The 13634-nt window shown below is 55.8% G+C and carries 13 protein-coding genes; 6 read left to right on the top strand and 7 right to left on the bottom strand.

The features are described from left to right. Positions 1 to 152 precede the first annotated feature (152 nt). Positions 153 to 1568 carry an aminotransferase-like domain-containing protein gene (locus AC6EMZ_RS13220; RefSeq protein ID WP_498402962.1) on the top strand — a complete coding sequence of 472 codons (1416 nt, stop codon included), beginning with the start codon at positions 153 to 155 and terminating at the stop codon, positions 1566 to 1568. 70 nt (positions 1569 to 1638) lie between these two features. Here AC6EMZ_RS13220 and foxA read toward each other — a convergent pair whose 3' ends face one another. Together foxA and AC6EMZ_RS13210 are read right to left on the bottom strand one after the other, a co-directional pair. Continuing rightward, the gene (foxA, locus tag AC6EMZ_RS13215) at positions 1639 to 3747 is read right to left on the bottom strand and encodes a ferrioxamine B receptor FoxA (RefSeq protein WP_498403269.1); all 2109 of its coding nucleotides are present in this window, start codon (positions 3745 to 3747) and stop codon (positions 1639 to 1641) included. 121 nt (positions 3748 to 3868) lie between these two features. Beyond that, positions 3869 to 4834: a helix-turn-helix domain-containing protein gene (locus AC6EMZ_RS13210; protein ID WP_498402961.1), complete on the bottom strand. Its 966-nt coding sequence runs from the start codon at positions 4832 to 4834 to the stop codon at positions 3869 to 3871. Positions 4835 to 5022: 188 nt separating this feature from the next. On the opposite strand from AC6EMZ_RS13210, the gene AC6EMZ_RS13205 reads away from it, so the two are divergent. Next, positions 5023 to 5208 (top strand): DUF2767 domain-containing protein, encoded by a 186-nt coding sequence (locus AC6EMZ_RS13205; RefSeq protein WP_498402960.1) that lies wholly within the window; start codon positions 5023 to 5025, stop codon positions 5206 to 5208. 44 nt (positions 5209 to 5252) lie between these two features. Here the strand turns inward: AC6EMZ_RS13205 and AC6EMZ_RS13200 are convergent, their stop codons facing one another. Continuing rightward, positions 5253 to 6374, bottom strand: coding sequence for a ribosomal protein uL16 3-hydroxylase (locus AC6EMZ_RS13200; protein WP_498402959.1), 1122 nt, complete (start codon positions 6372 to 6374; stop codon positions 5253 to 5255). A gap of 206 nt (positions 6375 to 6580) precedes the next feature. Here AC6EMZ_RS13200 and AC6EMZ_RS13195 point away from each other — a divergent pair, with 206 nt between their 5' ends. Further along, positions 6581 to 6877, top strand: coding sequence for an SH3 domain-containing protein (locus AC6EMZ_RS13195; RefSeq protein WP_498402958.1), 297 nt, complete (start codon positions 6581 to 6583; stop codon positions 6875 to 6877). Between the two features lie 30 nt (positions 6878 to 6907). On the opposite strand, the gene AC6EMZ_RS13190 is transcribed toward AC6EMZ_RS13195, so the two are convergent. Together AC6EMZ_RS13190 and AC6EMZ_RS13185 are read right to left on the bottom strand one after the other, a co-directional pair. Then, complete coding sequence (locus AC6EMZ_RS13190; protein WP_498402957.1) at positions 6908 to 7513, bottom strand: ATP-dependent Clp protease proteolytic subunit; 606 nt, start codon at positions 7511 to 7513, stop codon at positions 6908 to 6910. Between the two features lie 64 nt (positions 7514 to 7577). Continuing rightward, the gene (locus tag AC6EMZ_RS13185) at positions 7578 to 8348 is read right to left on the bottom strand and encodes a DeoR/GlpR family DNA-binding transcription regulator (RefSeq protein WP_498402956.1); all 771 of its coding nucleotides are present in this window, start codon (positions 8346 to 8348) and stop codon (positions 7578 to 7580) included. Positions 8349 to 8606: 258 nt separating this feature from the next. Here AC6EMZ_RS13185 and AC6EMZ_RS13180 point away from each other — a divergent pair, with 258 nt between their 5' ends. From AC6EMZ_RS13180 to trpS, 3 genes are all read left to right on the top strand, one after another. Then, positions 8607 to 8993 (top strand): VOC family protein, encoded by a 387-nt coding sequence (locus AC6EMZ_RS13180; protein WP_498402955.1) that lies wholly within the window; start codon positions 8607 to 8609, stop codon positions 8991 to 8993. A 42-nt stretch (positions 8994 to 9035) separates the two neighbouring features. Then, positions 9036 to 9878, top strand: coding sequence for a GNAT family N-acetyltransferase (locus AC6EMZ_RS13175; protein ID WP_498402953.1), 843 nt, complete (start codon positions 9036 to 9038; stop codon positions 9876 to 9878). A 169-nt stretch (positions 9879 to 10047) separates the two neighbouring features. Next, the gene (gene trpS, locus AC6EMZ_RS13170) at positions 10048 to 11052 is read left to right on the top strand and encodes a tryptophan--tRNA ligase (protein WP_498402952.1); all 1005 of its coding nucleotides are present in this window, start codon (positions 10048 to 10050) and stop codon (positions 11050 to 11052) included. Positions 11053 to 11098: 46 nt separating this feature from the next. On the opposite strand, the gene AC6EMZ_RS13165 is transcribed toward trpS, so the two are convergent. Continuing rightward, the gene (locus tag AC6EMZ_RS13165; protein WP_498402951.1) at positions 11099 to 12436 is read right to left on the bottom strand and encodes an MFS transporter; all 1338 of its coding nucleotides are present in this window, start codon (positions 12434 to 12436) and stop codon (positions 11099 to 11101) included. A 45-nt stretch (positions 12437 to 12481) separates the two neighbouring features. Then, on the bottom strand, positions 12482 to 13564 hold the full coding sequence (locus AC6EMZ_RS13160; protein ID WP_498402950.1) for a cellulase family glycosylhydrolase: 1083 nt from the start codon (positions 13562 to 13564) through the stop codon (positions 12482 to 12484). Positions 13565 to 13634: the final 70 nt, after the last annotated feature.

The following is a 13634-nucleotide window of genomic DNA, read 5'->3' as shown; positions in this document are numbered from 1 at the left end:
GCTTTATCATCGCGGAGAATACCCATTACAATACAGACTCAAAAACAACTTTTATTTAACATACAGATCCGCTAATACTGTATCTGAATGCCGTTAATGGCACCAATCTGTACTGGTTTGATAATCTGTATGGCAAAAATGAAGGATACAGCATGACGCGTTATCAACATCTGGCCAATCTTCTGGCGGAACGTATTGAACAAGGGCTGTATCGCAGCGGGGAACGCCTGCCTTCGGTACGTACGTTGAGTCAGGAACATGGCGTCAGTATCAGCACCATTCAGCAAGCCTATCAGATCCTCGAAAATCTCCAGTTGATAACCCCGCAACCGCGCTCTGGCTATTTCGTTTCTCAACGCAAAGCCCAGCCGCCGGTGCCCGCCATGACGCGTCCGGTGCAGCGTCCGGTAGACGTGACCCAGTGGGACGAAGTCATGATGCTGCTGGATGCCCGCGCGGACAAAGAGATGATCTCCTTTGGGGGCGGCTCACCGGATCTGACCCAGCCGAGCCTAAAACCGCTGTGGCGCGAGATGAGCCGCATCGCGCAGCACAATCCCTGCGAAATGCTGAGCTACGACGGTCTCGACGGGCGGCTTGAGCTACGCGAGCAAATCGCACGTCTGATGCTGGACGGGGGATCGACCGTCTCTGCACAAGAGATTGTGATCACTAACGGCTGTCACGGCGCATTGTCGATCGCGCTGCTGTCGATCTGTAAACCGGGCGATATCGTGGCGGTGGAATCCCCTTCATTTCACGGCACCATGCAAATGCTGCGCGGGTTCAATATCAAAGCCATTGAGATCCCGACCGATCCTGAAACCGGGATCAGCATTGAGGCTCTGGAGCTGGCGTTGGAGCAGTGGCCGATCAAAGCAGTCATTCTGGTGCCCAACTGCAACAATCCGCTCGGGTTTATCATGCCGGAAGCGCGCAAACGCCAGGTTCTGGCCCTGGCCCAGCGCCACGATATTGTGATTGTTGAGGATGATATTTACGGCGAGCTGGCGGCAGATTACCCGCGTCCACGCACCATCCACTCTTTCGATATCGATGGCCGCGTGCTGCTGTGCAGTTCGTTTACCAAAACCGTCGCACCGGGATTACGCGTGGGCTGGATTGTGCCGGGCCGCTATTACGACCGCGTGATGCACATGAAATATGCCGCTGGCGGGTTTAACGTCCCCGCCACGCAAATGGCCGTCGCGGCCTTTGTTCGCGACGGGCATTACCACCGTCACGTGCGGCGTATGCGCCAGATTTATCAGCAAAATATGGAAACCTACACCTGCTGGGTGCGACAGTATTTCCCTTGTCACATCTGCGTGACGCGGCCTAAAGGCAGCTTTTTACTGTGGGTCGAATTACCTGAGGAAGTGGATATGGTTTGCGTCAGCAAGCAGCTGTGCGAGCTGAAGATTCAGGCCGCAGCAGGATCGCTGTTTTCAGCCTCCGGAAAGTATCGTAACTGTCTACGGATTAACGTCGCCCTGCCGCCGAACGAGAAAAATCGCGAGGCGCTGAAGAAAATGGGCGAGGCGATACACATTGCGATGGAAGAGTAGTGTGATGTCTTCATATGAGGTCTCTCCCACAGGGTTCAGTGCGATCGCCGCCGCCCGGTAAAAATACCGTTTAGAACTTCCAGGACACGCTGCCGACAATGCTACGCTCGGCACCAAAGTAGCAATAAGACAGTGAATTACACGCCGCCACGTAGCTTTCGTCAGTCAGATTATTGACGTTAAGCTGCGCGCTCACGCCCGTCAGCCCCACCTTCGACAGATCGTAGCCCACCGCCACATCCACCAGCGTATACGACGGCAAGGTGTGGGTATTCTGACGATCGCTGGTCACGCCGTTGACGTAACGCACACCGGACCCGACGGTCAGGCCGTCAAGCGGACCGGTTTTGACGTCGTAGCTCAGCCAGGCGCTGGCCATATTACGCGGAGCATAGACGGCGCGTTTACCCTCTTCTTCCGGGCTGCTTTTCTTATAGCGGATATCGGTATAGGTATACGCCGCCTGCATGCGCAGACTGTCGGTTAACTGCCCGACCGCTTCCAGCTCTACGCCCTCAGATTCGATTTCACCGATGGATCGATACGGATCGGTTGGCTCCTCTTTAGTAGCAATGTTTTTCTGGTTAATGCGGAATACCGACGCGCTGAACTGGCTGTTCAGCCCTTCCGGCTCATACTTCACGCCCGCTTCCCACTGCTTGCCCTTCATCGGATCCAGGATCTGACCGTTTTCATCAGCAAAGCTGGTCGGCGTAAAGGCGGTGGAATAGCTGATGTATGGCGCGACACCGTTATCAAAGAGATACAGCAACGCCGCGCGGCTGCTGAAGTTGTTTTTATCCAGATCGCTACGGGTATTGTTGAGCTTATCGACGTTCGATACGCTCACCTGGTCGTAACGCCCGCCAAGCGTCAGACGCCAGCGGTCGATCGACATCTGATCTTGCAAGTAGTAGCCGGTCTGGCGCAGCTTGTGCTTTTCCTGACCATACATAGTGATGTAGTCCGGATCCGCACCGTATACCGGGTGGAAGGCGTCGATCGCCGGGAAGCCGCCGTAATAGCCGGTGGTGTTATTGCTGCGATCCTGATAATCCATCCCGATCAGCACGCGGTGGTTGACTGCCCAGGTATCAAAGCTACCGTCGACCTGGTTATCCAGAGTGATAGCGTTCATTTTCTCGTCCGAGCCGGAATAGCCGCGGTTTAGCTCGGTTTCATTGAGCCAGCCGGCGGCATACACCTGATTCAGCTCAACTTTGGTGTGCAGATAACGCAGCTTCTGGCGCACCGACCAGCCGCTTTCGAACATATGCTCAACGTTATAGCCGACCATGTTTTCGCGACGATCGTATTTATCGTAATCGTCCTCACCTTCAAAGAAGGTATTGGAAATTTTCTTGCCATTGTGCGACACAACGGTGCCTTCATACGGCAGGCCAGAGTGGCTGCCGCCTTCCGGATCGCGATGCAGATAGGCCATCAGATCCAGACGCGTGTTATCGGTGATACGCCAGGTGAGGCTTGGCATCAGCGCGTAACGCTCTTCTTTCAGCGGATCAAACTGGGAATCGGCGTAGCGGGTCATGCCGCTCAGACGCACCGCCACGCGATCGTTATCGTCTAACGGGCCGGTAACGTCGAACATCGCCCCGCGCTGGTTGTTATTCCCGGCGAACAGCTTGATCTCACCACCCGGATCGAACGACGGTTTGCGCGAGGTCAGCGCCACGATCCCGCCCGGAGACGAACGGCCATACAGCACCGACGCCGGGCCGCGCACCACTTCGATGTTGTCCAGGAACCACGGGTCAACTACCAGCGAGCTGTGGGAGTTGGTGTCGCCCATCATCTTCAGGCCGTCGAGATAAACGTTGTCCAGGCTACCGTCAGAGAAGCCGCGCAAGACGATGTAATCGAAACGGTTCGAGGCACCAATCTGGTTGCTGTACACCCCCGGCGTATAGCTCACCGCCTGACGCACGCTGGTCGCGCCCTGTTCTTCGAACTGCTCGCGCGTGACGATCGACACCGCCTGCGGGGTTTCGATATCCGGCGTGGCCAGTTTGGTTGCGCCACTCTGCATCTGCGAGGTGACGACAACGGTTTCGGTTTTTTGCGCTTCCTGCGCCAGCAAAGGAAACGCGACGCTGCCGGTAACGCATCCTACCAACAGGGCCAGCCGTGATTGAGCGAACATGAAAATCTCCAAAGGTATTTCTAATTGTTAATAAGAATTATTACCTTTTTGAGATCGTAAACAGCTATGCGCAGCGCCAGGTTATGTATGCGCCGTGCTAAACCGTAAGAATGACGTTCGCGTGAGAGGGAAAAGTACGTTAGCGACGTTTGCGCAGATCGCCGGGAGAGAGGCCATAGCGGCGGCGAAAGGCGGTGGAGAAGTTAGTGGCATGCTGATAGCCGGACATCCACGCCGCCTGCTGCACGCTGTGGCCTTCCAGCAGATAGCGGCGAGCCAGTTCCAGGCGGCAGTCGCGCAGGTAATCAAAAATCGTGCGGCCAAAAGCATGGCGGAACTTGCTGCGCAGGCTGCTCGGGCTCATCGCGGCCAGGGCCGCCAACTGAGCAAGGGTGTATTCCTGTTCCGGTGCCTGTTCCAGCATGTTTCGCACACGTTCCAGGCGCGCCAGCTCGGGCCGACAGGGTCCAGGTTGCTGGCGCTGGCTCAGCCCATGACCCAACAATTGGTACATCAGCCCTTCCAGCAGTAACTTGCGCGATAGCGCGCTTAGCCCCTGCTGCTGAGCATGCTGAATACCCGATAACACAAAGCCAGGCACCTGCCAGACAAACGTCGGCGCGTGCAAACACTGCCATTCCTGAAGCAGCGATTCCAGCAGGTTCTCGCGATGAGCATCGTTGGGATACACGCCAAACGAGAGCGTTTTGAGCGTGTTATCAGCATCGTGGCGCGCACTCATCACCTGCTGCTCGCTCAGCCGCGAGCTGAACGCCATACCGGATCGCACCCCATATTCCACGCCGTTGAGAGTGAGCGTCACGCAGCCTTCGAGCACCACCAGCATATACAGCGGGCTGCTGTGCCGAGAGGTGGTTTCGTAGGGTTGCAGCACGCGGACGTCGGAATGGGTGAGCGAAATACCGGATGAGAGCGTCATCTCTTCGACATCGCCGTGCAGCACGGGGCTGCTGTGGTTCGCGTCGTCAGTTAAACGCGGGAAGTGATAGTCGATGCCGTAACGCTCACCAAATAGCTGAAAATCCTCAACGGAAAAGAATTTCTTCGTTGAGGTACTTTCATTATGGCGCGTTGCGTTATGCATACCTGCCCCTACCGGGAAATAATAATAAAGAAAATATTATCACCCCCTTGAGCGCAATAGAATAGTGCTCACCGCCTGATTCCGGGTCTCTTTTAAATAAACGCAACGACATCAGAATGGGATGAATTCAGTTCACCCACGTCAGTATGTTTTATAATTTAATTCACGCTATCAACATGGAGACAAATATGGAGATTCACAATAATCGTAATGACATTTCTTTGGCTCTTGGTGAAGCGGTATTAGACATTGTGCAAAAGGGCCAGGAAGTATCGAGAGAAAATCTGGCGCGAACGATGAAGAGTAAAGCAGAACGGGAACGGGATGACGAACGCCTGCTCAACTACTGGAAGGCCTGTAACCTGCTGATTTAGCGCTCTGGGGGGCGTTTAGCCGTGACTAAACGCCTCCGTCAGACTTACTCTTCGAAAAACCAGTAACCCTGGTTAATCAAATCGGTCAGCTCGGCAATAAACGCCGGGTTTTGCAGCGCGTCACCCAGTTCAGCCTGGCCAAATTCGGTGTAACGACACAGCACATCTGCCGCTTTCGCGTCGATGGTTTCTAACTGCTCGCTGTTGATAAAGAAGCTGTCGCCAATGTTGAGTACGCGAAGACCGCTCAGACGAGCCAGGGTTTCGCCGCCCATCAGCGCATCGAGCACTTCTTCTGGCTCGTACGGCGGTTCTGCCGTTGCGATATCCAGCTCGTGACGCGGCGTGGATACAAAGCTACCGAACCATTTTTTGAAGTCTTCCGGCTGGCTAATCATCTCGATCATCATGTTACGCAGACGATCGAGTTCATACTGTTCTACACGACCAGCATGATCGCGCAGGGTCAGATCCGGATCGCTATAGTGTTCGCCACCCAGATCGTTTTCCAGCGCGTAATCAGCAAAGCTGCTGATCAGGTCGCGACCATTTGGCCCACGGAAGCCGACGGAGTAATTCAGCGCGGTTTCATGGGTAAAGCCGTCATGCGGGAATCCAGGTGGGATATACAGAATATCGCCCGGCTCCAGATCCTGGTCGATAATCGGCGTGAACGGATCCACGTGCAGCAGCGCTGGATGCGGGCAGAACTGACGCATCGGCAATTTGTCACCCACGCGCCAGCGGCGGCTGCCCATTCCCTGAATGATAAACACATCGTACTGATCGATATGCGGGCCTACGCCACCACCCGGCACGGAATAGGAGATCATCAGATCGTCCAGACGCCAGTCCGGCAACACACGGAACGGACGCACCAGCTCGGCGGACGGCATATGCCAGTGGTTGACCGCCTGGGCCAGCAGCGACCAGCCGGTTTCACCCAGGCCATCGAAATGTTCGAACGGGCCATTGCTCGCCTGCCATTCGTTGTTGAAATGGCTGACCAGGCGGCTATCGACTTCCGGCTCCATCGCCAGACCCGCCAGCTCATCAGGCGTGATCGGATCGACAAAATTTGGGAAAGCATTTTTCAGCACAACAGGTTTTTTTTGCCAGTATTTTTCGAGGAATTCCGGCCAGTTCAGATTTAGTTGATACGCCATGGGTAGCACCAGTGAGAAAGGAGACGGGTGCGATTATGCGAGCCATGACGCCAGGTTGCTTTGTCATGGGTCAAATGCCTGCGAATTCCGCCGTCTTTCAGACATTCGCATGACACTCCGTGACAGTTTCATTCTTTATGGTTATCGCCCGATTCACGGTGACTTATATCGTTAACCAATAAGAGAGCTTTATCACGAGGCCTGACATGAAAGAACTGAATGAACTCCCCGTTTCTGGCAACGTGAATACCATTATTGGTGTCTATACGCGTAAAGATAACCCGTCGGTTTTCGCGCCTGTCGCGCATGAATTACCTGCCGGAAGCCATATAACCGTTCACGGTGCGGTGGTGGGCGATGCAATAGAAGGAAATGCGCACTGGTATCGCGTGGGGGAGAATACGTTTATTTGGGCTGGGGCTTGTACGCGACTTGAACCGTATCCGGCATTTCCGCAAAGCGGCAAAACGAGCTGGATGGCGGTGGTTTTTCAGGTACGGTAGCGCCCGATGTACGGGCGCTACCAGAAGCGATTAGTCCAGCTTCAGATCGTCATAATGGGTAATGATTTTACCCACGATTCCGTAGTCCAGCGCTTCTGACGGAGACATCCAGAAGTTACGGTCGGTGTCTTTTTTCACTTTTTCCAGCGGTTGACCGGTTGCGTCGGCAATCAGCTTGTTCACGCGCTCCAGCATGCGAATAATCTCGCGCGCTTCGATTTCAATATCCGTGGCCTGACCGCGCACGCCGCCCAGCGGCTGGTGGATCATAAAGCGCGTGTTTGGCAGCGCGTAACGGTTCTCTTTTTTCGCCGCGAGGAAGATAGTGATACCCGCGCTGGCAACCCAGCCGGTGCCGATCACGTGCACGTCCGGGCGAATAAATTTAATAAAGTCGTGGATGGTGTCGCCCGCTTCCACGTGGCCGCCCTGGCTGTTGATGTACAGCTTGATCGGATCGTTGCTGACGCTTTGCAGCAGGATCATCTGGGTGATGACTTTCTCGGCCAGCGCCTGGTCAATCTCACCGGAAATAATGATAGAGCGAGACTCAAGCAGCTTCTGCTGCAATGCGCCTGCGCCGTTTTTTCCTTCTGATTTTTCAGTGTTATCGCGATCTTTCTGTGTGAAGTGCATTATTCTTATCCTCGGCTTTTAGCGCTCAAAGTCAGAGTGTAGCCTGTTTTACCTGTCAAAGTCCTCAGGCGCACACAATGCGAACGTCCTGCGCGGCAAACGCCTCAACAATGTCCTTCTCCATACCCTTTTCAACCACCAGCACGTCGATGTCACGGCTTGCCGCCACCACGAATCGTGCCACGCCCGGAAGTTTGTCCGTCGTCATCGCGACCAGGGTTTGGTTGCTCTGGGCAATCACCGCCTTCTTGAACTCGCAGTCGGCAAAATCAAAGCCGGTCAGGCCCATTTCAGGATCCATCGCGCAGCCGCCGATAAACGCCTGATCGAAGATAACGCCCTGAATTTGACCCACCGCCGTCGCGCCCACCGCGCCGCCGGATGCCCGCTGGATCTGCCCACCGGTCATGATGACCTCGCATAACGGATGACGCAGCAGCTCGGCCGCGATGGCCGGAGAGTTAGTCACCACCGTCACGTTAAGATCCGCAGGCAGCGCCTTCGCCAGCGCCAGATTGGTTGTGCCGGTATCGATAAAAATACAGCCGCCCGGCTTCAACAGGGTTGCCGCTTTCTGCGCGATTGTGTCTTTTTTTGCGTTATTTTTGTGCTCGCGGATCAAATAACTGCCTGCATCTTGCAGCTGTAACACTGCGCCGCCATACACCTTTTTACAAACCCCCTCTTTGCTAAGCTCATGTAAATCACGGCGAATAGTGTGTTCTGACACCTTCATTTGGTTGGCAAGTACCGCACAGACGACCCTGCCGTTCTCCTGAAGGATCTGGCGGATCAGGGCTTGTCGTTGTTCAGGGAAAGCGGCATAATCGAGCATAAAGAATCCTGTAGAAAACCAAATCGAGCATTAATGCGCATAATGTTGCATGACGCTCGGCCTGTCAATCAACCGGAGTGCCAGTATGAAGCGCCATTATCCGCCTTCGCAGATCGTCGCCAGCAGACCTTACGATGGCTTTTGGTTTACCCCTGTCATACACGCTGAACGTTCCCGCCAAAAAGTGCTGCAGGAAGAGCTTCCTTCACTTTTACGCGCAACGCCTTTAGCAACCCCACTCAAACAGCGAGGCTTACTATGAAAATCGCCCACGTCGCACTCTGGACCCGCAACCTGGACGCACAGGTTCAGTTCTGGGAATCCGTATTCAATGGCCGCAGCAACGAGCGCTATATCAGTCAAAACCGCGCCGGGTTTGCGTCGCACTTTATCACGCTCACGGACGGACCAACCATCGAACTCATGACGGTACCGGATCTGCCCGGTGCCCCGTCGTATCCTGAGTTTATCGGCTGGGCCCATATCGCTATCCACGTGGGGGATAAAGCGAAGGTAGACAGCATGGCGGAGAACGCCCAGCAAAACGGCTCGCTGCTGAGCGCGCCACGCATGACGGGCGACGGATTTTACGAAGCGGTGATTGCGGACCCGGACGGCAACCGGATTGAGCTGGTTGGCGAGTAATCCGCTACACTGACTTTCCAACAACCGCACGCAGAGAAAGCCATGGAACTGACCGCCGTTAGCGCGCTTCACTATAGCTGCGCAGATCTGACCCACATTCTGGAGCACTGTTTTCAGGATTATTTTGTCCCGATCGCGCTCACGCCCGAGACTTTTGCCCTTCGCTTTGGGGCGGAAGGAATGAGCATGGAAGATTCCCGCGTGTGGCAGCATAACGGTGAACCGGTCGCCATCGCCATTATTGCGCGCCGACCAGACGCCGCGCGGTTGGCCGCTTTTGCCATCAGCCCCGCGTATCGCGGTAAAGGACTGGCGAAATCGATGCTGGCTCCGCTGTTTGCAACGTTGAAAGCCAGCGGCATTCATCGGCTTTATCTTGAAGTGATCGGCGCGAACACGGCGGCTATCGGGCTGTATCAGTCGCTCGGTTTTGCTATCACCCAGGGGCTGACAGGCTTCAAAGCTGAATCGCCAGAGCCAACCCAGAAGGCCGATCTCCAGCCCGCCACGACCGATGCGTTGTTGCGCGCCGTATTTAACGCACCGCCGCTGAATCTGCCGTGGCTGCTCGACCCGCTGATGCTGACGCGGTTACCGTGCGAAATCCTTACCGATAACACCGGAGCCTGGGCGGCGATCACCACACAAACGCTAACCCCACAGCTGCGTTTAGTGTTCGTAGAACCCGCTTCGCGAGGTCAGGGACATGCTCGCAGCCTGCTCCAGACGATAAACGCACGATACCCCGGCATCAGCACGCCTACCGCGCTGCCTGCGCAATTTGCGCCTCTGTTTGTTGGGGCAGGATTCCAGCCGTTACCGATGACGCAGCATGAGATGATATGGGACGCCAGCGCACCACTTTACCCTCGTGCCGGGTCGTGATAGGTTGATTTGATGAATACACAACTCGTCCCAAACGCTCTGCGTCACAACCTGTGGTGGCTGCCTTCTTAAAGGCGGCTCGAATGTGTAATTCCATTTTCAAATAGCCGCCGAAAGGCGGCTTTTGCGTTTCTAAGACCCCTTTCGGCTGAACCCTTAAGGAGTTGTTATGAACGGTAAAACCACCATTTTGACTGGCGATCGCCCAACTGGCCCGCTGCATCTCGGCCACTACGTCGGATCGCTGCGCCAGCGCGTCGCCCTGCAACACGATTATCAGCAATTTGTGTTGGTTGCCGACCTGCAAGGCTTGACCGATAACGGCAGCAACCCGCAAAAGATCCGCGACAACATTCCCGAAGTGCTGGCCGATTATCTGGCGGCGGGCATCGATCCGACGCTCACCACCCTGTGCCTGCAATCCGCCCTGCCCGCTCTTGCTGAACTCACCGCGCTCTATATGAATATTGTGACCGTCGCGCGCGTGGAGCGTAACCCGACGGTGAAAAATGAAATTGCGCAGAAAGGGTTTGCCCGCTCGCTGCCGGTCGGCTTTTTGGTTTATCCCATCAGCCAGGCGGCGGATATCACCGCCTTCAAGGCCGAAGTCGTACCCGTCGGCGATGACCAACTGCCCATGATCGAACAGACCAACGAAATCGTGCATAAGATGAATAGCCTGCTGCCTGCGCCGGTGCTCCGTCACTGTAAAGCCATGCTCAGCGACACCAGCCGCCTGCCGGGCATCGACGGCAGCGCCAAGATGTCAAAATCACTCGGCAACACGCTGCTCCTTTCCGCCAGCGAAGAGACCATTCATCGTGCGGTGAGCGCGATGTTTACCGATCCTGATCACCTGAAAGTGAACGATCCGGGGAAGATCGACGGCAACGTAGTGTTTACATATCTGGACGCCTTTCACGCCGATAAAACCAAAGTCGCAGAGATGAAAGCCCACTATCAGCACGGCGGGCTGGGTGACAGAACCTGTAAAAATGAGCTGGAGGTGTGCCTACAGGAGCTGATTGCGCCCATGCGTGAGCGTCGGGCGACCTACATTCAGGACAAAGGCATGCTGATGGCGATGCTGAAAAAAGGCAGCGAACGCGCACACGACGTCACCCGGCAGACATTACGGGAAGTGAAACTCGGGCTGGGCGTGCCGGTGTTTTAGCACGCGTGAAGTTGAAGACTCCCCCATCACCTGATGGGGGAGTTTTTTACGCGCGCCGCTCTGCCAGCAGGCGACAAATCTCCGCATGTTTTTCTTCGGTGAAGGTAAAGCGCGACATGCAGATCAGCCGGATCACCGAGCCTATCGCCGGCAGCAGGCAGATCCCGAAGAACAGCCCGTTCAGCACGACGTCGCTCTGAACCTGCGCCTGCGGCACGTAGCCGATCATGGTCAGGAACACGCCGATCAACCCGCCGCCAACCGCCACCGACATTTTGCCGGTAAAGGTCTGGCCGGAGAAAGTGATTGCCGCACAGCGTTTATTGGTGTGGTACTCGGCATATTCGATGGTGTCGGCGATCATCGACGACGTAAGAATATTGGTCATCATCACGAACAGGGTGCTGAGGCCGAGCAGGATAAACAGCAGCACCGTGTGCTGGTATCCGGCGAACCACATCACCAGACGCACCGCGACATCCAGCCCGCAGAGGATCATAAACAGCTGTCGCTTTTGCATTCTGCGGGTCAGCATCGGGGCGATAAGGCACACCCCCGCCGCCAGAATGCCCATTATCCCGATCGCCATTTGCAGGCCGCCGTCGCCCATATTGTAGATAAAGAAGTAGATATAAATGCCGTTGGCGACGTTGTGGAACACGCAGAAAAAGAACGACAGCAGGATGATAAACAACGGCTTATTCTGGCGCAGATTGTGGAAGGTGTCGCGCATCGTCACCTTTTCCGGGCTTGGCGGCACACGCTCTTTAATCTGCATAAAACCGTTGAGCATCAGCGGCAGGCCGACCAGCATCATCACCAGCGCCGCCATAAAGTAGCCTTTGTCATTGCTGTACTGGGCAAAAAACGCCGCCAGCTTGGGGAAGAAAATATTGGCGCAGGCAATACCGGCGTTAACACCCAGCATCGCCGCCGTCACCGCGCGGGTGCGCTGCCCGGAGTCATTAGTCATTACCGATGACATCGACCAGAACGGAATATCGGATATCGCGTACAGCGTCCCCCACAGGATGTACGTCACCCCGGCGTAGAGGATTTTGGTGGTCATATCCGCTTCGATTTTATAAAACGCCAGCAGCGTGACGCCGGTAATTAGCAGCGGTGCGATCAGCAAAAAGTGACGAAATTTGCCGAAACGGCTGTTAATGGTATCCATTATGCTGGCAAAAAGCGGATCGTGAACCGCATCCCAGACGCGGGCGATCAGGAAGATCGAGCTGGCCGCCAGCGCCGAGATCCCCAGCACGTCGGTGTAAAAATAGTTAATAAACGAACCCACTAAACCAAAGCTAAAACACTGACCTAAACCATAGCCAAAATAAGACCACAACTCGCGAGACGGTATTTTCATTGTCGTTGCCATAGTGCGTACCTTGCTGCCCGGCGGTGAACCGCCGGGTCGTTATTATTAGCCCTGCGGGGCGATTTTACGGAGGTGGCGGAGCAGCACGATCTCTTTGCGCGAGAACGGGATGCCGTTTTCCTCAAAGACGTCGTGGAACCACAGGCGGCAGTAGTCTGTAGACTCCTTCATCACCACCGGCCACGGCAGCCACGTCTGCGTTTTGCCGCGCACCAGGCCCCACTGATACGGCGCGACCTTCGCCATGTACATCAGCGGCAGTTGTTCTTCCATCGTGCCGCCCACGTGGCGCGCCAGCCATTCGGTGCAGAATATAGGGCGACCCCATTCCTGAAGCTGCTGGATAATCGCCGTCATGCGGGCGGTGTGGGTGTAGGCGTGATAGCTCACCACGTCCGACAGCGCCAGCGCGGTCTGGTCCAGCGGATGCTGATAGAAGATTTCATCTTCCACCTCCGCTGGCAGCCGCCACGCGCAGACGGTCAGCGGCTGCGTGGGATCTTCTTCGCGCACCCACTGGAACGCCAGCTTCATCAGCTCGTGCGCGCAGGTTTCGAGCTTCTCGTCGTACAGCACCTCTTCGGTGCCGGTGGCAAATATCCCGCGGTTGCCCGGCTCGTTGTACAGGTCCCACAGCAGCACGCGCTTATCGTCACGGAATTGGCGAACAACGTCGCGGATATAGCGCTCAATCTGCGGCCAACAGTCGCGATCGCACACTTTTTCGCGTCCCGGACTCGCCGCCGCCTGGCTGTTGTGCTTGCCCGGCACCGGCGGCTTTTGCGGCCCCAGATACGGCTCATCGCCCGAGAACCCGCAGTCGTCCATCAGCGTCAGCATGGTGCTGAACCCGCGACGATCGGCCATTGTCAGGAAGCGGTCGATACGCGCCATCAGGCCGTCGCGGTCATGCTCCCAGACAATGAACGGCAGGTTGATGCGCAGGGTGTTGTAGCCCGCGTCCGCCGCCCAGCCCAGCTCGCGGTCGATGGTGTCGGCATCGAACGTCTCTTCCTGCCAGATATCGGTCCAGTTCACCGCCGTCGACGGCAGGTAGTTAAACCCGCACAGCCAGCCCTTTTGCTGATACCACGCCTGCGCCTGTTCCTTGCTCCATTGATGTTTCATCGTTGCTCCTCGTAGACTGATAATATTTAGCTAATAAATATTAGCAGCATGATAAATGAGCAAATGATGA

Source organism: Enterobacter sp. SCRI0065 (assembly GCF_059766475.1).
The sequence above is the reverse complement of the archived record's forward strand: the minus strand, read 5'-3'. Positions and strand labels throughout refer to the sequence as shown.

Coding starts and splice junctions, on each gene's coding strand:
- AC6EMZ_RS13220 (WP_498402962.1), top strand. CDS start 153: ATGACGCGTTATCAACATCTGGCCAATCTTCTGGCGGAACGTATTGAA.
- AC6EMZ_RS13210 (WP_498402961.1), bottom strand. CDS start 4,834: ATGCATAACGCAACGCGCCATAATGAAAGTACCTCAACGAAGAAATTC.
- AC6EMZ_RS13205 (WP_498402960.1), top strand. CDS start 5,023: ATGGAGATTCACAATAATCGTAATGACATTTCTTTGGCTCTTGGTGAA.
- AC6EMZ_RS13200 (WP_498402959.1), bottom strand. CDS start 6,374: ATGGCGTATCAACTAAATCTGAACTGGCCGGAATTCCTCGAAAAATAC.
- AC6EMZ_RS13195 (WP_498402958.1), top strand. CDS start 6,581: ATGAAAGAACTGAATGAACTCCCCGTTTCTGGCAACGTGAATACCATT.
- AC6EMZ_RS13190 (WP_498402957.1), bottom strand. CDS start 7,513: ATGCACTTCACACAGAAAGATCGCGATAACACTGAAAAATCAGAAGGA.
- AC6EMZ_RS13185 (WP_498402956.1), bottom strand. CDS start 8,348: ATGCTCGATTATGCCGCTTTCCCTGAACAACGACAAGCCCTGATCCGC.
- AC6EMZ_RS13180 (WP_498402955.1), top strand. CDS start 8,607: ATGAAAATCGCCCACGTCGCACTCTGGACCCGCAACCTGGACGCACAG.
- AC6EMZ_RS13175 (WP_498402953.1), top strand. CDS start 9,036: ATGGAACTGACCGCCGTTAGCGCGCTTCACTATAGCTGCGCAGATCTG.
- trpS (WP_498402952.1), top strand. CDS start 10,048: ATGAACGGTAAAACCACCATTTTGACTGGCGATCGCCCAACTGGCCCG.
- AC6EMZ_RS13165 (WP_498402951.1), bottom strand. CDS start 12,436: ATGGCAACGACAATGAAAATACCGTCTCGCGAGTTGTGGTCTTATTTT.
- AC6EMZ_RS13160 (WP_498402950.1), bottom strand. CDS start 13,564: ATGAAACATCAATGGAGCAAGGAACAGGCGCAGGCGTGGTATCAGCAA.